Source organism: Rhodococcus sp. PAMC28707 (genome assembly GCF_004795915.1).
GTDB lineage: Bacteria > Actinomycetota > Actinomycetes > Mycobacteriales > Mycobacteriaceae > Rhodococcoides.
Genome location: NZ_CP039253.1, coordinates 547015 through 564795, shown reverse-complemented (window position 1 = coordinate 564795; position 17781 = coordinate 547015). Strand labels below are relative to the sequence as shown.

16 protein-coding genes are annotated in these 17781 nt (G+C 63.4%); 12 read left to right on the top strand and 4 right to left on the bottom strand.

The window, feature by feature from the left end; genetic code table 11:
- Positions 1-5: 5 nt before the first annotated feature.
- Complete coding sequence (locus E5720_RS02600; RefSeq protein WP_136172394.1) at positions 6-821, bottom strand: methyltransferase domain-containing protein; 816 nt, start codon at positions 819-821, stop codon at positions 6-8.
- A gap of 282 nt (positions 822-1103) precedes the next feature.
- On the opposite strand from E5720_RS02600, the gene E5720_RS02595 reads away from it, so the two are divergent.
- From E5720_RS02595 to ligA, 8 genes are all read left to right on the top strand, one after another.
- Positions 1104-1904, top strand: coding sequence for an electron transfer flavoprotein subunit beta/FixA family protein (locus tag E5720_RS02595; RefSeq protein WP_084348522.1), 801 nt, complete (start codon positions 1104-1106; stop codon positions 1902-1904).
- A gap of 43 nt (positions 1905-1947) precedes the next feature.
- Positions 1948-2904, top strand: coding sequence for an electron transfer flavoprotein subunit alpha/FixB family protein (locus tag E5720_RS02590; protein WP_136169350.1), 957 nt, complete (start codon positions 1948-1950; stop codon positions 2902-2904).
- A gap of 160 nt (positions 2905-3064) precedes the next feature.
- Positions 3065-3886 (top strand): GNAT family N-acyltransferase, encoded by an 822-nt coding sequence (locus E5720_RS02585; protein WP_136169349.1) that lies wholly within the window; start codon positions 3065-3067, stop codon positions 3884-3886.
- A complete protein-coding gene (locus E5720_RS02580; protein WP_247596140.1) occupies positions 3883-4764 on the top strand; it encodes a lysophospholipid acyltransferase family protein in 882 nt (293 codons plus the stop codon). The genes E5720_RS02585 and E5720_RS02580 overlap by 4 nt, the downstream gene beginning before the upstream one ends.
- A 65-nt stretch (positions 4765-4829) precedes the next feature.
- Positions 4830-6068, top strand: a complete 1239-nt coding sequence (locus E5720_RS02575; RefSeq protein WP_136169348.1) for a cysteine desulfurase family protein — start codon at positions 4830-4832, stop codon at positions 6066-6068.
- Complete coding sequence (mnmA, locus tag E5720_RS02570) at positions 6068-7159, top strand: tRNA 2-thiouridine(34) synthase MnmA (RefSeq protein ID WP_136169347.1); 1092 nt, start codon at positions 6068-6070, stop codon at positions 7157-7159. The genes E5720_RS02575 and mnmA overlap by 1 nt, the downstream gene beginning before the upstream one ends.
- Positions 7156-8175 (top strand): methionine synthase, encoded by a 1020-nt coding sequence (locus E5720_RS02565; protein WP_136169346.1) that lies wholly within the window; start codon positions 7156-7158, stop codon positions 8173-8175. Before mnmA ends, E5720_RS02565 begins: the two co-directional genes overlap by 4 nt.
- Before the next feature lie 102 nt (positions 8176-8277).
- A complete protein-coding gene (gene ligA / locus E5720_RS02560; RefSeq protein ID WP_136172392.1) occupies positions 8278-10383 on the top strand; it encodes an NAD-dependent DNA ligase LigA in 2106 nt (701 codons plus the stop codon).
- Positions 10384-10394: 11 nt separating this feature from the next.
- Here the strand turns inward: ligA and E5720_RS02555 are convergent, their stop codons facing one another.
- Positions 10395-11045: an amino acid-binding protein gene (locus tag E5720_RS02555; RefSeq protein WP_136169345.1), complete on the bottom strand. Its 651-nt coding sequence runs from the start codon at positions 11043-11045 to the stop codon at positions 10395-10397.
- A 274-nt stretch (positions 11046-11319) separates the two neighbouring features.
- Here E5720_RS02555 and gatC point away from each other — a divergent pair, with 274 nt between their 5' ends.
- Genes gatC through E5720_RS02540 form a run of 3 tightly spaced genes read left to right on the top strand, consistent with a single transcriptional unit; the run spans position 11320 to position 14301 of the window.
- Entirely contained in the window at positions 11320-11619 is a 300-nt protein-coding gene (gatC, locus tag E5720_RS02550; RefSeq protein WP_136169344.1) for an Asp-tRNA(Asn)/Glu-tRNA(Gln) amidotransferase subunit GatC, read from the top strand.
- The gene (gatA, locus tag E5720_RS02545; protein ID WP_136169343.1) at positions 11616-13088 is read left to right on the top strand and encodes an Asp-tRNA(Asn)/Glu-tRNA(Gln) amidotransferase subunit GatA; all 1473 of its coding nucleotides are present in this window, start codon (positions 11616-11618) and stop codon (positions 13086-13088) included. The genes gatC and gatA overlap by 4 nt, the downstream gene beginning before the upstream one ends.
- A gap of 7 nt (positions 13089-13095) precedes the next feature.
- Positions 13096-14301: an alpha/beta hydrolase-fold protein gene (locus E5720_RS02540; protein WP_247596139.1), complete on the top strand. Its 1206-nt coding sequence runs from the start codon at positions 13096-13098 to the stop codon at positions 14299-14301.
- On the opposite strand, the gene E5720_RS02535 is transcribed toward E5720_RS02540, so the two are convergent.
- Positions 14298-15695 carry an alpha/beta-hydrolase family protein gene (locus E5720_RS02535; protein ID WP_168708268.1) on the bottom strand — a complete coding sequence of 466 codons (1398 nt, stop codon included), beginning with the start codon at positions 15693-15695 and terminating at the stop codon, positions 14298-14300. The genes E5720_RS02540 and E5720_RS02535 overlap by 4 nt on opposite strands.
- Complete coding sequence (locus tag E5720_RS02530; protein ID WP_136169341.1) at positions 15692-16372, bottom strand: phospholipase A2; 681 nt, start codon at positions 16370-16372, stop codon at positions 15692-15694. The genes E5720_RS02535 and E5720_RS02530 overlap by 4 nt, the downstream gene beginning before the upstream one ends.
- A gap of 245 nt (positions 16373-16617) precedes the next feature.
- On the opposite strand from E5720_RS02530, the gene E5720_RS02525 reads away from it, so the two are divergent.
- The gene (locus E5720_RS02525; RefSeq protein ID WP_247596279.1) at positions 16618-17778 is read left to right on the top strand and encodes a sensor histidine kinase; all 1161 of its coding nucleotides are present in this window, start codon (positions 16618-16620) and stop codon (positions 17776-17778) included.
- Positions 17779-17781: the final 3 nt, after the last annotated feature.

The following is a 17781-nucleotide window of genomic DNA, read 5'->3' as shown; positions in this document are numbered from 1 at the left end:
TTCTTTCACCCGCTTACCGAAATCACGTGTGCCGAGTCGGGTTTCACCGCGATCGCAACGAGGTCGAGGCTGGCGTCGATGTTTTCGGGAGTGAGATCGAAATCGGCGGTCGTCACGGCAGCGACGTCCGTGGTGAGTTCCGCAGGCCATGGCTGACCTGCTAGGGCGCGTTCGATCTGCGCATCGATGAACGAACCGCCGTGTTTGGCGTCCAGCGCGCGCAGGGCCCCGCCATGGTGGACCCCGGTCATCTCCTGGACGGCGAAACGCGCATCTTCGAGGAGTTCGGTGAGTTCGGTCGCGTTCAGTTCGCGGGTGTGAAACGGATTGAGCGGCGTGTCGCGGCCGGGGGAGAACGTGATGCGGTTGGGCGTGGAGATCAGCAGCAGGCCGCCGGGAGTAAGCACGCGGAAGCACTCGTCGAGAAACTGCGCTTGGTCCCAGAGATGTTCGATGACCTGAAAGTTGACGACGACGTCGACGGAGGAATCTTCGATGGGCAACTGCGCGAGGTTGCCGCGCAACATCGCGATTCGGGGATAGCGAGCAGCCACGTGCGCTGCTGCGGACGCGTCGTAGTCCAGTCCGATGACGGTCTTCGCGAGCGCGGCAATCATGTTGGCGCCATAGCCTTCTCCCGATCCTGCTTCCAGGACCGTGCGGTGTGCGCAGTGACTCGCCAGGCGCTCGTACACGATTTCGTGTCTACGGAACCAGTAGTTCTCCTCCGCAATGCCGGGGACCGTCCGTTCCCCGGTGAGAGGGAGCGGCTGAGCCGCATCGGTTGGCAGCGGCCGAGCCGCATCTGGGATCGGGTTCATCACCGTGGGTGTCGCTGCCGAGGCTGCGTTCGAAGAATCGCTCACCGACGAGAGGTTAGTGCCTACGGGATCGGTTCGGCGGAGAGTGGTCACTTGGTCCGGTGCGGTCAGATGTATGGTCAATCAGGAAACGTCGTAAGTTACCCGTCAGTAACTTGGTATGAGGTAATCTTCGGCAGAGTCGTAAGAACTGCACTGTGGTGCCGCACCGAAGCGGCATTGCAATAACACCGAACGAACATTCGATACAGCGGAACATGACCAGGAGGTCGACGCAGACCCATGACGAACATCGTTGTTTTGATCAAGCAGGTTCCCGACACGTGGTCCGAGCGCAAGCTGACGGACGGTGACTTCACTCTGGATCGTGAAGCAGCCGACGCAGTGCTCGACGAGATCAACGAGCGCGCAGTCGAGGAAGCTTTGCTCATCAAGGAGTCCAAGGGCGGCGAGGTCAAGGTCCTGTCCGCAGGCCCCGACCGCGCGACCGACGCAATCCGCAAAGCACTCTCCATGGGTGTCGATAGCGCTGTCCACCTCAACGACCCGGCCCTCCACGGCTCGGACGCGATCCAGACGGGCTGGGCCCTCGCGGCTGCGCTCGGTCAGATCGAGTTCGAAAACGGTGAGCCGACAGAGCTCATCATCGCGGGCAACGAGGCAACCGACGGTCGTACCGGCGCAGTTCCGGCGATCATCGCCGAATACCTCGGAATCCCTCAGCTGACGCAGCTCCGCAAGTTGACGATCGACGGTGACACCGTCTCCGGTGAGCGCGAGACCGATGAGGGCATTTTCGGCCTCGAGGCCACCTTGCCTGCGATCGTCAGCGTCACCGAGAAGATCAACGAGCCACGATTCCCATCCTTCAAGGGAATCATGGCAGCGAAGAAGAAGACTGTGCAGACGCTCACGCTGGCCGAGATCGGTGTCGATCCCGAGACCGTCGGCGTCGAGAACGCCGGTACCACCGTGACTTCGTCCACTCCGAAGCCTCCCAAGACTGCGGGCGAGCGGGTCACCGACGAGGGCGACGGTGGCGACAAGATCGCGGCGTACCTCGTGGGCCAGAAAATCATCTGAGCACACACCCGAAGCAACGCAGACCACAAGAGGAGAGCAAGAAATGGCAGAAGTACTTGTGCTCGTCGAGCACGCAGAGGGAACGCTCAAGAAGGTCAGTCTCGAGCTCATCACCGCTGCACGCGCACTGGGTGAGCCGTCGGCAGTCGTGACCGGTCCGGCCGGCACTACCGACAAGCTGGCCGACGCATTGACAGAGGCCGGTGCCGAGAAGATCTACGCCGCCGAGTCCGAGGACATCGACGGCTTCCTTCTCACACCGAAGATCGATGTCCTGTCGAGCCTCGCGGAGTCCGTGAGCCCGGCAGCGGTCATCACGGCGGCAAGCGCCGAGGGCAAAGAGGTTGCAGGCCGTCTGGCTGCGCGCCTGGGATCTGGGCTGCACTCCGACGTCGTCGCCGTGAACGGTGACGGCAGCGCCGTGTACTCCATCTTCGGTGGCGCGTTCACTGTCGAGGCCAAGGCCAACGGCGACGTTCCCGTCATCACGGTTCGCCCCGGTGCAATCGAAGCCGAGCCGAAGGCCGGCGCCGGCACCCGCGAGACCGTCGAGGTCCCAGCCCAGGAAGAGGGCGTGACCAAGGTCACCTCGCGTGACCCGATCGTCGGTGGCGACCGTCCGGAACTCACCGAGGCGAAGGTTGTCGTCTCCGGCGGCCGCGGTGTTGGTAGCGCAGACAAGTTCAGTGTCATCGAGGAACTGGCCGATTCGCTCGGTGCCGCCGTCGGCGCATCGCGCGCAGCGGTCGACTCCGGCTACTACCCGGGCCAGTTCCAGGTCGGCCAGACAGGTAAGACCGTCTCACCGCAGCTCTACATTGCTCTCGGAATTTCCGGTGCCATCCAGCACCGCGCGGGCATGCAGACTTCGAAGACGATCGTCGCGATCAACAAGGACGAAGAGGCGCCGATCTTCGAGATTGCCGACTACGGCATCGTGGGCGACCTGTTCAACGTCGCACCGCAACTCAAGGATGCAGTGAAGAAGCACAAGGGCTGACAGGCTCTGTAATTCTCGAAGAATGTCCCCGCCGTCCTCGCGACTGCGGGGACATTCTTCTGTGACCACCAGTTCACAGCAGAAGCAGTTCACACGACGGCTTCGGACGCGTTACCCGCTGGATGCGTTGACGCCGCACCGAGTCGTTAGACACAGCATCATGGCCACCTCAGTCATGACTTCGCACCTCTCGACCGCTCCGTTCACCGACCGCTACACGGTGGTGATGGAAACCGACAAAGACCACCGCGAAGCCGCACAGCGCCTTCGCTACGACGTGTTCGCGGCCGAACCGGGCTTTCGAATGCCGGGTGATTCCGCTGGACGCGACTTCGATCGATTCGATGAATACTGCGACCACCTACTTGTTCGCGACAATCTGAGCGACTCCTTCGTAGGGTGTTACCGAATGCTCCCTCCCGACGCCGCAATCCGGGCCGGTGGCTACTACACCGAGACCGAGTTCGACATCACCGCGCTGGATCCGATGGGTACCAGGGTCGTCGAAATGGGCCGAGCCGTCGTACACCCCGACCACAGATCGGGATCCGTTCTGGGTTTGATGTGGGCCGGAATCCTGCACTATCTCGAGGTCACCGGGCTGCAGTGGGTGATGGGTTGTGTGTCGGTACCCCTGCAGCGCGGGGATGCGGAACTGCCCGGTGCAAACGTTCGGGGGGTGCGTGACTTCCTCCTCGATCGACATGGCTCCCCGCTCGATCGGCGGGCGGTGCCGTACAACCCTGTCGTCGTCGACGGAAGATCGCTCGACGACGTACCCGGACCTGGCCGTCTCGCGATTCCGCCGCTACTGAAGGGCTACTTGAGGCTCGGTGCCACGGTATGTGGGGAACCCGCTCATGATCCGGCGTTCGCAGTTGCCGATTTCGTTGCGCTGCTCGGTCTGCAGCAAGCGAATACGCGCTACCTGGACCGGCTTCGTAACGCTGCGGAGACGTTCGAGAGGAAGTCGAGCGCGTGAGCGAGCACTCCTGGATGCCGTCGAGTCCGTGCGGAGACCGATGCATTCCGCGCAGCGCGGAATCCATCCGGCGGATCGGAGTGGTGGTGCGGACCGCATCGGCGTTGTTCGCCATCGGATTGGTGCCGCTGCTGATCCTGATCGGACTGTTCTGGCCGCGTGTCCGAGGCGGCGTGGCAACAATCGGCGCCAGGTTGTTGTTGGCGGTGGTCGGCATCGGTCTCCGGGTGGAGGATCTTCGATCCGGCCGTGAGGCCTCGCGCACTCGGAACGGTTCGCTGGTGGTCGCCGGCCACGTCTCATGGACCGACATTCTGGTGTTGACCGCGATTCGCCCGGCCAGATTCGTAGCTCGGGGAGATCTGATCGACTGGCCCGTCCTCGGACTCCTGGCGCGGTCGATGAAGGTTATTCCCATCGATCGAGGCAAGCTTCGCGCGCTTCCCGGGACAGTCGATCAGGTATCGGCCACGCTGCGCGCCGGTGGGTCGGTCATCGTGTTTCCCGAGGGGACGACGTGGTGCGGTCTCGCATATGGATCGTTCCGGCCCGCCATGTTCCAGGCCGCGATCGATACCGAGACCTGGGTTCAGCCGGTTCGTCTGCGATATGTCGACACCTTTCGAGATCGGACGACGACGTCGACGTGCTTCGTCGGGGACGAGACCATCGGTCGATCGATCGGACGTATTTTCCGGTTGAAGGGAATAGTGGCGGAGGTCGCACTGCCGGCCCCGCAGGCGCCAGGCCACGACCGACGCGACCTCGCGCGTCGATGTGAGGACTCGGTCAGGGCCGATGACGTGCACGGCCGGCGTCTTCATCCGATAATCGAGCGCGCGGGCATCGAACCGAAGGCCACGCCCACCCGCTGTTGACGCACTCCCGTCCCGGTATCGCGTGCGAAGGGCAACGGCGAGGACCCGCTATCCTGGTAATCGTTATGCCCTCTGCCCGCAGTTCGGCTGCTATCAACTCGACGAGTCCTCCCGTCTACCTCGATCACGCAGCGACGACACCGATGTCCGCCGCCGCGATCGAGGCGATGACTGCTGCTTTCTCGACAGTCGGCAACGCGTCGTCCTTGCACGGTTCGGGTCGTGCGGCCAGACGCCGTGTCGAGGAGTCGCGCGAATCGATCGCTGCAGACCTCGGCGCGCGGCCTTCGGAAGTGATCTTCACCTCAGGTGGCACCGAAAGCGACAACCTCGCTGTGAAGGGAATCTTCACCGCCCGACGCGACGAAGACTCCCGTCGGACCAGGATCATCGCCGCATCCGTGGAGCACCACGCCGTACTCGACGCTGTGGAATGGCTCGTCGCGCACGAAGGCGCTCAGGTGACGTGGCTTCCGGTCGACGAGTCGGGGTGCGTGCATCCCGACGTACTACGCGCTGAACTCGACGTAACCGCGAGCGAGACTGCGCTGGTCACCGTCATGTGGGCGAACAACGAAGTCGGCACCATCATGCCGATCCGAGCTCTCGCGAATGTTGCTCGCGAATTCGATGTGCCGATGCACAGTGACGCCATTCAGGCAGTTCCGCATCTGCAGGTCGACTTCGCCGCCAGCGGGCTGTCCGCGCTCAGTATCGCGGCCCACAAATTCGGTGGCCCGCAGGGCGTCGGAGCGTTGCTACTCGGCCGGACCGTCCCCTGCGTTCCGCTGCTGCACGGTGGCGGCCACGAACGTGACGTTCGATCGGGCACCCACGACACAGCCTCTATCGTGGCCATGGCTGCTGCGCTGAGGGAAGCTGTCGACAATCGTGAGCTGCAGCACGAAGAGCTGTCCCGTCTGCGCGATCGTATGATCGCCGGGGTCCGCGCGATCGATCCAGATGTGATTGTCAACGGTGCCGCAGGCGAAGGTGGCTTGGCAGGTATCGCACATTTCACCTTCCCTGGTTGCGAGGGCGATTCGCTGTTGATGTTGCTCGACGCCGCCGGGATCGAATGCTCGACGGGTTCTGCGTGCACCGCAGGCGTTGCAAGCGCCAGTCATGTGTTGATAGCGATGGGAGCGGACCCGTCGACTGCGCGAGGGTCGTTGCGGTTCTCGTTGGGAGCCGGTTCTTCCGACAGTGACATCGACGCCCTCCTGGCGGCGCTGCCTCAGGTAATCGAACGTGCCCGCGCTGCGGGACTTGCGAGCGTAGGAGCTCGGGGAGGACATCGCTGATGCGTGTTTTGGCAGCAATGAGTGGCGGAGTCGATTCGGCGGTGGCGGCGGCTCGGGCCGTCGACGACGGACACGATGTCGTCGGTGTACACCTGGCGTTGTCCAGCGAGCCAGGGACGCTTCGCACAGGCTCACGCGGGTGCTGTTCGAAAGAGGACGCAGGTGACGCACGTCGCGCTGCAGACGTCCTAGGTATCCCGTTCTACGTCTGGGATTTCGCCGACCGATTCAAAGAAGACGTCATCGACGATTTCATCGAATCCTATGCCGCGGGCGAGACTCCCAATCCTTGCTTGCGCTGCAACGAGAAAATCAAGTTCTCCGCGCTGGCCGACCGCGCACTGGCACTCGGCTTCGACGCTGTCGCAACGGGTCACTATGCGCAATTGCACGATGGTGTCCTGCGTCGAGCGGTCGACGCCGACAAGGACCAGTCGTACGTACTTGCCGTTCTCACCGAGAGCCAGCTCTCGCGCGCGATGTTCCCGATCGGCGACACACCGAAGTCGGAGATCCGCGCCGAAGCGGCCGAGCGGGGACTCGCTGTCGCCGACAAGCCGGACAGCCACGACATCTGCTTCATTCCGTCGGGTGACACCAGAGCCTTCCTCGGTGCCACGATCGGAATCAGGCCGGGCAAGGTCGTCGACGCCGACACCGGCGCCGAGCTGGCCGACCACGACGGAATACATGGATTCACCATCGGGCAGCGCAAGGGCCTGGGTGTCGAGGGACCTGCAGCAGACGGGAAGCCGCGCTACGTGACGGCGATCGAAGCCGAGAGCGGCAACGTGATCGTAGGTTCGGCGACGCGTCTGGATGTGTGGGCTATCGCCGGTGAGCGCGCAGTGTGGACACAGGGAACCGCGCCGATCGGGCCGATCGAGTGCGTCGTGCAAGTTCGTGCGCACGGCGGTCTTACCGACGCCGTAGCCGAGGCCACCGCCGACGGAGGCATGGACATCACTCTTCGTGCACCGCTCACTGGCGTTGCGCGGGGACAGGCTGCCGTTCTGTATCGCCGGGATATGGAGGGAGACGTCGTAATCGGGAGCTCCACGATCTCCGGTACTCGTTCCGAGAACGTGTGACCGCGAGCGTTTTCAGCTCCCTCTCGACCGGTATCGGATCGTGGCCTGGTGTCGACGTTCGTGAGGCCTGCGCCGTCGTCCTCGGGGAGTTGCCGGTTCTGCCTCATCTCGTAGAACTTCCCGCCCGTGGCATCGGGGCCGACATGATCGGTCGTACGGGTGCCATCATGGCGGACGTCGAGCTGGATGTCCGAACCTCGGGTTATCGTGTCGCACAGCGTAAGTCGCTCACCGGACGGCGTGCTGCGGACCTACTGCGCGAGGATCTCGACGTTCTCGAAGAGCTGTGGGAGACGGGCGGTTTCGCGTCCTCTGACCGCCGGTTGAAAATTCAGGTCGCCGGCCCGTTCACCATGGCTGCGCAGGTGGAGCTTCGGTCGGCCCATCGCGTGCTGACCGACCGTGGCGCGGTGCGCGACTTCGCCGGATCGCTGGCAGAGGGTGTCCGGCAACACTGTGCGGAGATATCCTCGCGCCTCGGCGTCGAGGTAGTCGTCCAGCTCGACGAACCGAGTCTGCCTGCGGTGCTGGAAGGTTCACTGAGTGGGGTGACGATGCTGGATTCGGTGCGCGCCATGCCGGAGCCCGACGCGCTGGATCTGCTCGACACCGTCATCGCTGGTATCGGCCTCCCGGTTGTCGTCCACTGTTGCGCTCCTGCCGCTCCGCTGGAGTTGATTCGTCGCAGTGCTGCGCAGGCTGCGGCAATCGACGTTTCCATGCTGCAATCACGCGATCTCGATTCCGTGGGTGAGTTTCTGCAGGCGGGAAAGTCGCTGATGTTGGGATTGGTACCCGGTGTCGCCCCGGATCGGACACCGAAGTGGCGTGAGGTGGCGACACCTGCGGTGACGCTCGTAGACCGGCTCGGGTTTCCGCGGTCCGTGCTCGCGACACAGATCTCCGTGGTGCCTGCGTGCGGTCTTGCGGAGGCGACGCCCGACTGGGCTCGCACGGCACTGGCTCTGGCGAAGGACGTCGCAGACGCCTTTCAGGATGCGCCCGACTCCCTGTAGCGCTTTCGGTGCGCCAACGTCGTTCACGGTGTCGGTGGGGTCCGTTAATCTTCCAGGGTGGACGAAACGACTGCTGTACCGCGTTCTGCTGCCGAGCGTTCGATCGACAATCCATCGGGGGAGTCGGCGGGTACTCCGGCCTCGGGCGCCGATCGTGAACGGTGGCAGGCTTTGGCCGAGGAAGTTCGCGGCCACCAGTTTCGGTACTACGTCCGCGATTCGCCGATCATCTCCGACGGTGAGTTCGATGTTCTGCTGCGAGAACTGACCGAACTCGAACAAGCGCATCCAGATCTTCGGACCCCCGATTCGCCGACGCAACTGGTCGGCGGAGGATTCGCCACCGACTTCACGGCAGTCGATCATCCCGAGCGAATGTTGAGTCTGGACAACGTATTCGACTACGACGAGCTTCGTACCTGGGCAAAACGAGTCGAGGCCGAGGCCGAGGCCGGCGTCGATCTGCACTATCTGACCGAAGTGAAGATCGACGGTGTCGCGCTCAATTTGGTCTACGAAAACGGAAAATTGGTTCGCGGCGCCACCCGAGGTGATGGTCGTACCGGTGAGGACGTCACCCTCAATGCTCGAACGATCGAGGACATACCGGAGATCCTCGTGGCCACCGCGGACCACCCGGTCCCGGCGTTCCTCGAGGTCCGCGGCGAAGTCTTCTTTCGTCTCGAGGACTTCCGGGCACTCAATGCATCGCTGGTCGAAGAAGGTAAGCCGCCCTTCGCCAATCCTCGGAATTCCGCTGCCGGCTCATTACGGCAGAAGAATCCGGCTATCACTTCCAAGCGTCGGCTGGGGATGATCTGCCACGGCCTCGGACGAATGGAGGGTTTCTCACCCGATTCGCAATTGCACGCGTACGAGGCATTGAAGGCCTGGGGGTTGCCTGTCTCCATTCATACGACACGTGTTCAGGGGATCGAAGCTGTCGTGGAGAGAGTGGCCTACTGGGACGAGCACCGGCACGACGTCGAACACGAAGTCGACGGTCTCGTCGTCAAGATCGACGATATGGGTCTGCATCGCCGACTCGGTACCACTTCACGCGCGCCGAGATGGGCAATCGCGTTCAAGTATCCGCCCGAGGAGGTCACCACGACACTCCTCGACATCAGGGTGAGCGTCGGCCGAACCGGCCGGGTCACTCCGTTCGCCTACATGCAACCGGTGCTCGTCGCCGGATCGACCGTTTCGTTGGCGACCTTGCACAACGGTTCCGAAGTGAAGCGCAAAGGCATCTTGATCGGGGATACCGTCGTGATCCGTAAGGCGGGCGAGGTCATTCCCGAGGTGCTCGGCCCCGTGGTCGATGCTCGCACCGGTGACGAAACAGAGTTCGTCATGCCGACACACTGCCCCGAGTGCGGCACGCTCCTCGCGCCCGCCAAGGAGGGTGATGCCGATCTTCGGTGTCCCAACTCGCAGTTCTGCCCCGGCCAACGACGCGAACGGTTGTTCTTCGTCGCCGAGCGTGGACGTTTCGACATCGAAGGTCTGGGATACGAGGCCGCGACAGATTTGCTCGCGGCGGAGGTGGTTCTCGACGAGGGAGACATCTTCTCGTTGACGGAAGAGGACCTGTTGAAGACCTCGATCTTCCGAACCAAGGCGGGCCTGCTGTCCGCCAATGGGCGCAGACTGTTGAATAATCTCGACTCCGCGAAAGATCGTCCGCTGTGGCGGGTACTGGTCAGCCTCTCGATTCGACACGTAGGCCCGTCGGCCGCTCGAGCGCTCGCAGGTGAGTTCGTCAGCCTCGACCGAATTGAGGCCGCCTCCCAAGAAGAATTGGCCGCTGTCGATGGCGTCGGCAACACGATCGCGACGGCGGTGTCGGAATGGTTCTCGGTGCCCTGGCATCGCGAGATCGTCGACAAATGGCGTGCGGCAGGTGTGCGGATGGAAGACGAACGAGACTCCTCGATAGTGCGCAACCTCGAGGGACTCTCGATCGTCGTGACCGGATCACTCGAGAAGTACTCGCGCGACGAGGCAAAGGAAGCGATCCTCGTTCGCGGTGGCAAGGCGGCCGGCTCGGTATCGAAGAAGACCGCATTCGTCGTTGTCGGAGAGTCGCCGGGGACCAAACACGACAAAGCCATCGAACTGGGAGTGCCAGTGTTGGACGAAGCGGGGTTCACGACACTGCTCACCGAGGGTCCCGACGCCGTCCGGCCGGCCGAACCGGAGTAGGACGGACCGATCTAATTCAGAACGGTGGCGACAATGCCGGCCAGGTATCCGAGGCGGGCTACTTCCGACGGCCTGAACTCGGGACCGCCGGGGCGTCCGAGCATCAGTACTGTTCCGGTCGAGCCCAGCGGCGCGGCAGCGAGTGTCGTGTCCATATCTCGCCACACCTTGGGGACCCAATCGGCATCGCCGTCGAGGCTTGCCGGACGTGTGAGCGGCATCCACGGCATTTCGGTGGCGTGGGTTTCGGGGGCGCCCGAACTGCCGACGACTCGAAACGATCCGTGCTTGTTCGTCGCTATCACAACGCTCCACCCGACGCGCAATACCCGTGGTGCGCCGTCGACCAGTACCTGAAGTCGATCGTCGGACGCTGCTGCGACGCGGTCGATGAGTTCTAGTTCACGGTGTGTGTCCAGCACTCCGGTGTACGGCCTGATGGAGTCGACCCGGACACCGGTCACATTCTCCGAGGCAGTGATCAACGTGTCCGGCAGGGAACCGGGCGCCACTTCCACGACGAGGTCGTCCACCGCGTAGCCGTCGCCCCGTTCGATCACATCGAGGGACAGGATGTCCGCGCCGACGGAACCCAGCGCGACTGCCAGTGCACCGAGACTGCCTGGTCGATCGGGCAATTTGATGCGGAGCAGGTACGACATGTCGCAGCCTTTCGGTGGCGTGTGGCGGAAGAGTTCGGAGCCGTCAGCTATCCGAACTCAACCGACCCGATGCGCCGCGTCTGCACAGCGCCGCGCGCAATCCTTGCATTGTCGTGGATATGAGGTCGAACTGCGGCCCCGCATGTAACCAGGACGACATATACCGCGGAGAGTGAACGCTGAATGCAGCGCCCGGACTGTCAGCTACTACGCTTGCACACGGTCGCGTACCTGTGCGGCTTGCTACTCGACATGTGTGAAAGGGGTCTACGCGGTGCCTGATATCTCCCGCGACGAGGTGGCTCACCTCGCCCAGCTGTCCCGGCTGGCTCTCAGCGAAGCCGAACTGGACGAGTTCGCCGGCCAGTTGGATTCGATTCTTCACTACGTGAAGACGGTCGCGGAGGTTGCAGCGGACGACGTCCCACCGACGGCCAATCCCAGTGCTATCACCAACGTGACGCGACCGGACGTGATCGTGCCGGGCCTTACCCCCGAGCAAGCGTTGTCGAGTGCGCCCAACGCAGAGGGAAATCGGTTCGCCGTCCCGCAGATTCTGGGAGAGAACGAATGACCGATCTGACCGCCCTCGACGCCTCCGAACTGGCGTCGCGTATCCATTCTCGTGAAGTCTCGGCAGTAGAGGTGACGCAGGCTCACCTGGACCGTATCGACAAGGTCGACGGCGAGTTCCACGCATTCCTTCATGTCGCCGGAGCCGGTGCATTGGTGTCCGCCAAGGAGGTCGATGCTTCCATCGCTGCCGGGAATGCGCCGGCATCCGCGCTCGCCGGGGTGCCGCTTGCGCTGAAGGACGTCTTCACCACGACCGACATGCCGACGACGGCTGCGTCGAAAATCCTCGAGGGATGGATCTCTCCCTACGATTCGACGGTCACCTCCAAGCTTCGGGCCGCGGGTATCCCATTGTTGGGCAAGACCAACATGGACGAATTCGCGATGGGATCGTCTACCGAGAACTCGGCCTACGGGCCGACCAAGAACCCGTGGGACACCACACGCATCCCAGGTGGCTCCGGAGGCGGAAGCGCGGCGGCACTGGCTTCGTGCCAAGCCCCGCTCGCAATGGGCACGGACACCGGCGGTTCGATTCGTCAGCCCGCTGCCCTTACCGGCACTGTCGGCACCAAGCCGACGTACGGCACGGTGTCTCGCTACGGGCTCATCGCCTGCGCGTCCTCACTCGATCAGGGCGGCCCTTGCGGCCGCACAGTCCTGGACACCGCTTTGCTACACGAGGTCATCGCCGGGCACGATCCACGCGATTCCACCTCGGTCGACACCGTCGTGCCGTCGGTCGTTGCGGCAGCACGCGAAGGTGCCCGAGGGGACCTTTCCGGTGTTCGCGTCGGCGTCGTGAAGGAGTTGCACTCCGACAGTTATCAATCCGGTGTCATCTCCTCGTTCGATGCCGCCGTTGCAACTTTGACCGGTCTCGGTGCCGAGGTGGTCGAGGTGTCATGCCCCAATTTCGTGCATGCCCTCGCCGCGTACTACCTGATTCTGCCGTCCGAGGTGTCCTCGAACCTTGCCCGTTTCGACGGTATGCGTTACGGGGCCCGCGCAGGTGACGACGGAAGTAACAGTGCCGATCAGGTCATGGCCATCACCCGCGCGGAAGGATTCGGCGCAGAAGTCAAGCGTCGCATCATGATCGGTACCTACGCGTTGTCCGCCGGCTACTACGACGAGTATTACGGCCAGGCGCTCAAGGTCCGCACGCTCATTGCGCGCGACTTCGACGCCGCCTACGAGAAGGTGGACGTCCTGCTGTCTCCGACGACGCCGACGACAGCGTTCCCGTTGGGGGACAAGGTGAACGATCCGATCGCGATGTACCTCAACGATCTGTGCACGTTGCCGACCAACCTTGCCGGCCACTGTGCAATGTCCGTGCCTTCGGGTCTGGCGGTCGAGGATGGGCTGCCTGTCGGCTTGCAGATCATGGCACCGGCATTCGCCGACGATCGCCTCTACCGGATCGGTGCGGCGTACGAGGTTGCTCGCGGCCCGCTGAAGTAGCGCGATCATGGGGTCTTGGCCGCGTGGTTTCGCGCACGACGTGGTTCATCTACCTATCGAGGGTCAGTTCGTCTCGATCGCGACGGTCGCGGCGATAACGGCCGTGATGGTGGTGGCGGTCGTGCTGTGGGTTCGCCTCGGTCGCGGAGGGAGCGGTTTCGTTCGCACCGGAAATACTGCGATCGGTGCGGCCGGACTCGCTGCCGCAGTCCTCGTCGTCGTGGCCACTGCATCTCAATGGAACGTGCGCACCGCGGAGTACCCCACACTGGCGGCGGCGCTGGGCCATCCACCGGTAGTCGCGGCTGACTTGTCCGCGCTGGAGAAGCCGGCATCCGCCGTGGTCGAGAGCCGACCACTCGAGGATGCGTGGCAACAGTCCATTGCGTGGCGACGGTCCGACCCCCTGCCCGATCATGGCAATGTCATCGAAGCAGATATTCCCGGCACCGCATCGGGTTTCTTTGCACGCCCAGCGTCGATCTACTTCCCTCCCGCTTACTTGTCGGACCCCCGTGCCGATCTGCCTGTCCTGGTCTTGCTGACCGGCCAGCCGGGACACGTAGTCGACTGGCTGGCCGGCGGCCACCTCGCGCGCACGATGGATACGTTTGCCGCCGCCCACAACGGACTCGCCCCGGTCGTGGTGGTCGCGGACGCTCTCGGTGACACCGAGGCGAACCCCATGTGCATGGATTCCGATCTCGGGAACGCCTTCACCTACCTGTCCGTCGACCTGCCGACGTGGGTGCGTGGACATCTTCAGGTGGCATCCGATCCGCGAGATTGGGCGATTGGCGGTTACTCCTACGGTGGAACCTGCGCGTTGCAGACCGCGGTCCTCGCACCGGCCGTGTATCCGACGTTTCTCGACATCTCGGGTGAGGACGAACCGCGGCGAGGGACGCGAGAGGAGTCGATCGCGGCCGCTTTCGGCGACAACAGTGAGGAATCGGTGCGACGCTTCGATTCCGTGGCGCCGCTGACGGTTCTCGACGAGCGTTGTTTCGGCTCCAGCGCAGGGGCCTTCGTGGTGGGCATCGGGGATACCGAATTTCGACCGCAGACCGAACGTGCTTTCGCCGCAGCGAAGGTAGCCGGAGTCGACGCACATCTTCGCGAGCTTCCCGGTGGGCACTCGATGGACGTGTGGGCACCAGCTTTGGAAGCGGAAATGGACTGGCTCGCAGCACGTATGGGGCTGACCTCTTAGCATCCGGGCATCGAGGTTCCCTGGTCGGTGCCGTATCGGTGGCCGTGCCCAGCAGGGACGCCGAGTGCGGAGAACAGGTCCACTGTCGTCTGGACGAAGCTGACGACCGGTATCCATCGCGGTATCGGCGCGTCGCGACGGGCGAAGCTCAGATCTGGTTTCGATCCGACGAGCGCGGTGGACCACCAGATGACCGGGTCGGATGTGTTCGCCATCATTTTCGCGTTTCCGGGGATAACCTCATGGGCAGGTGGGCCTGCCCACAGTGCTCCACACAGTGTGGTCGGCGTAGTAGTTCCCTCGAGTACGGCTGCGGCCGAACTGCCTCCGATTGCCCCGAGGCTTTGGCCGTAGAGATAGAGGTTCGGCCGCGCGTCGAGCGGTACCTCGCCGATACGGCGCGATACCGCCTCGAGCAATGCCGTCGCGGACGCCTCGGCCAGCGGTTGTGCGAAAAGGAAAGTGGACCAACTGGGTTCATATGAATACTGGGCCGCAACGGTGGCGACATCACCGTCGAACCGTGTTTCTAGTCCGGTGACGGCATTCTCGTCGATCCACCCGGAACCGGTCGGTACAGCGACGACGATGTGCGAGCGGTCGAATCCACCTGCGCGGTCGAGTTCGCGTACTGCCAACTCGGCGCCTGCTTCGACGTCGGTCGACGCTTGGACTCCGATGTAGGCGCGTACGGTCGAAAGATCGGTTCCGCCCGCGGCGAAAATGCGGCCTTCACGGCCTAGATCGTTCCAGGTGATCAGCGATGCGGCACTGCCGGACCGAGTAGACGACTGCGGAATCGGCAGGGAAGTCCCGACGAGCGAATTCGCTACAACGGACCGTTCGGCAAGGCTGGAGAAGGCCATCGGTACCGCGATGAAGTAGGAGCAGAGCAGAAAGACTGTCAGCACGACAATCGTTTTCACTCTTCCCAGGCGTAGGTATCCGCGAGTGGTCGCGAGAAAGAGCACGATCAGAATCGCCGAGACGGAGACCGAACCGCACAGTACTTCGATCCAATGCAACCGGCTTGCTGCAGGCATGCCCATGGACGAGCGCAGGGAACTCTGCCATCTCGCGTCGACAGCTCCTGCGACAGCTACCGAGACAACACTTGCCGCAGCCGACACAGCTCGGGCTCCGCACTGCGGGGCGATCGGCACGAGTCGGCGGAGAAATCGGTGCAGTCCGGCCGACAGTCCGAGGCCGAGGGCCGCCAGGACTCCAGTGACCAGTGCTTGTGTCAGCGGCAACCTGGGCAGAAGTCCCGGGGCAAGCGATGCAGCCACCATTCCTCCGACGATCAGCGACGTCGTGACGCGAGGAACAGCGAGTCGGGGCTCGGGAGCAGTCCGAAGTGCAGCAGTGGGGCGCAGGCGGACGGACGTGGTCATGATGACACCGTCTGGCAGGCGCGACGAGAAGGATAGAGCGACAAGGCACCCAGCGCCGCGGCCGACAGTGCGGTAACGACAGCGCCGGCAAGCAGGAACGGTAGTGCAGGTTCCGGAATGGGTGGCCCGTCGTGCTGACGCCATGAGTTCAAACGAACCGAGGATGCGGCAACCTCGGCCATGCCGTCGCACACTGCACGAGAGAAAATCTCGGTTCGCTGTGCACACGCGGCATGCATATCTGCTGCGAGCATCGAATCGAGGCTTCGTCGGGCAGAAGCGGGAAGCCTGTTGCCGTGAATCGCGCCGTGTCGTAGCAGATCGTAGCCGAGATCATGCGCTGCACAGGCAGATTCGAACTCATCGGGCAGCGGTATCGGCGAAGAGCAGCTCCCACCGGGATTCACCAGCAAGTCATGTTCGATGGTAGGGGAGTAACCGAAGTCGCCGACGAAGTCGGGCGGCACTTTCGATGCCGCGTCGGCTGCGTCGTGCATGGTCAGTGCCTCGATGGCAATCGTGGTTTCGGTGCCAACCGTCGATCCGGATGGAGCGTCGGCACTCGCCGCCGGGACCGAGAACGCCACGCTCGCAGCCAGTGCTGCGCACACTGCCGCCACCGTAACCAGGTGGTTCGTTCGTCTTGTTTCGCTGGGCGTCCCGGCCGTTTGCTTCATGGTGAGGACGCTATGAACGGGTCGTGCCAGGCGTCGTCGCCCTGCGGTGCTGGTTCTGCCCGACACCGACACATGAGCGTCGACGTTGCGCTGATACCTAGGGGTTGGTGCTTTCTCACTCCTCAGTACGATGACTTTTCGGGTCAGGGTTCTTAGTGTTCACACCTGTGGGCAGAAAAATACTCTTCAGAACGCGCCGGACGAACGGCGCACGGACGGGCGCCGTTGCGCGCGTCGTTTCCCATATCGGTCCGATTCGGCTGGTGGATATCGCGATCGTGGTGATCACTGCCGTTCTCTATGCGGTGGCGTGGCCGACGCTCGCTCTCACCCATCTGGTTCCGGCCCCGATCATGCCGATCGTCGCGGCGCTCGCTGCGTTTCCGTTTGTCGTGGTCCGCACGAATCCAGCACTGGGATGGGCTGTTTCGGCAGGCTCTGGATTGATCATCCCGGTTGCGTTTTCGCTGCAGCCGGGATGGGAGTATCCCTGGCAGGTCGTGCACATCATCGTTTTGCTGACTCTCCTGTTCGCGGTGAGCCTGCGATGTGCAGTGCCGATCGTGGCGGTCGCCTGGATGTCGACCGTGTTGCTGTTCGTTGCCGACATGCCCGGATCCGACGGGATCGGCTGGGCGGTGGGCCTGACGGCGATCACCATCTTCGGCCTGCTGATCCGCTGGCTGATCCTCTCGCGTCGGCAACTGGCGAAGCAAGAGGAAGTAAATGATCTCGAGCGGACACGGCGGACAGTACTGGAAGAGAAAGCCAAGATCGCACGCGACTTACACGACGTGGTTGCCCACCACATGTCACTGGTCGTTGTGCAAGCCCAGACCGCACCCTTTCGTCTCGACGATGTATCACCCTCGGCCGCAGCGGAATTCGATGCGATCGGCGCCACTGCACGCGAGGCGCTCAACGAAATACGCGGAATGCTCGGGGTACTTCGAAGCGATGGGGAACAAGCGGCGGATGCGCCGCAACCCGGAGCGGCCGACGTCGAATCACTGCTGGAAGGCAGCCTCCGCGCAGGGGTCCGATTGCGCTGGACATCGACCGGAGACCCGGCGGTCATGTCGGATGCCGCAGGTCTTGCGCTGTACCGCATCGTGCAGGAATCGCTGGCCAATGTGGCCAGGCATGCCCCTGGGGCGGAAGTTCGAGTGCGGATTGCCTACGACCAGGATCCGGTATCGATGGAGGTCGTCAACGGACCTGCACCTGGCATAGGACCTGCGGTGATCGAATCGGGCACCGGCGGACATGGTGTGCGCGGTATGCGCGATCGCGCGATGGCTGCCTCGGGGTGGTTGGATGCAAGAATTCTCCCCGACGGCGGATTCGAGGTAGTCGCGCGGTTGCCGCCACGCGTCACCGCCCCAGCGGCAGACAGGTCGGCATAGGGT

What these genes read in the sequence shown, in the direction of transcription:
- mnmA (WP_136169347.1), top strand. Translation starts at nt 6,068, where the DNA reads ATGCGTGTTTTGGCAGCAATGAGTGGCGGAGTCGATTCGGCGGTGGCG.
- E5720_RS02575 (WP_136169348.1), top strand. Translation starts at nt 4,830, where the DNA reads ATGCCCTCTGCCCGCAGTTCGGCTGCTATCAACTCGACGAGTCCTCCC.
- E5720_RS02590 (WP_136169350.1), top strand. Translation starts at nt 1,948, where the DNA reads ATGGCAGAAGTACTTGTGCTCGTCGAGCACGCAGAGGGAACGCTCAAG.
- E5720_RS02540 (WP_247596139.1), top strand. Translation starts at nt 13,096, where the DNA reads ATGGGGTCTTGGCCGCGTGGTTTCGCGCACGACGTGGTTCATCTACCT.
- E5720_RS02600 (WP_136172394.1), bottom strand. Translation starts at nt 821, where the DNA reads ATGAACCCGATCCCAGATGCGGCTCGGCCGCTGCCAACCGATGCGGCT.
- E5720_RS02555 (WP_136169345.1), bottom strand. Translation starts at nt 11,045, where the DNA reads ATGTCGTACCTGCTCCGCATCAAATTGCCCGATCGACCAGGCAGTCTC.
- E5720_RS02530 (WP_136169341.1), bottom strand. Translation starts at nt 16,372, where the DNA reads ATGAAGCAAACGGCCGGGACGCCCAGCGAAACAAGACGAACGAACCAC.
- E5720_RS02585 (WP_136169349.1), top strand. Translation starts at nt 3,065, where the DNA reads ATGGCCACCTCAGTCATGACTTCGCACCTCTCGACCGCTCCGTTCACC.
- E5720_RS02535 (WP_168708268.1), bottom strand. Translation starts at nt 15,695, where the DNA reads ATGACCACGTCCGTCCGCCTGCGCCCCACTGCTGCACTTCGGACTGCT.
- E5720_RS02595 (WP_084348522.1), top strand. Translation starts at nt 1,104, where the DNA reads ATGACGAACATCGTTGTTTTGATCAAGCAGGTTCCCGACACGTGGTCC.
- gatA (WP_136169343.1), top strand. Translation starts at nt 11,616, where the DNA reads ATGACCGATCTGACCGCCCTCGACGCCTCCGAACTGGCGTCGCGTATC.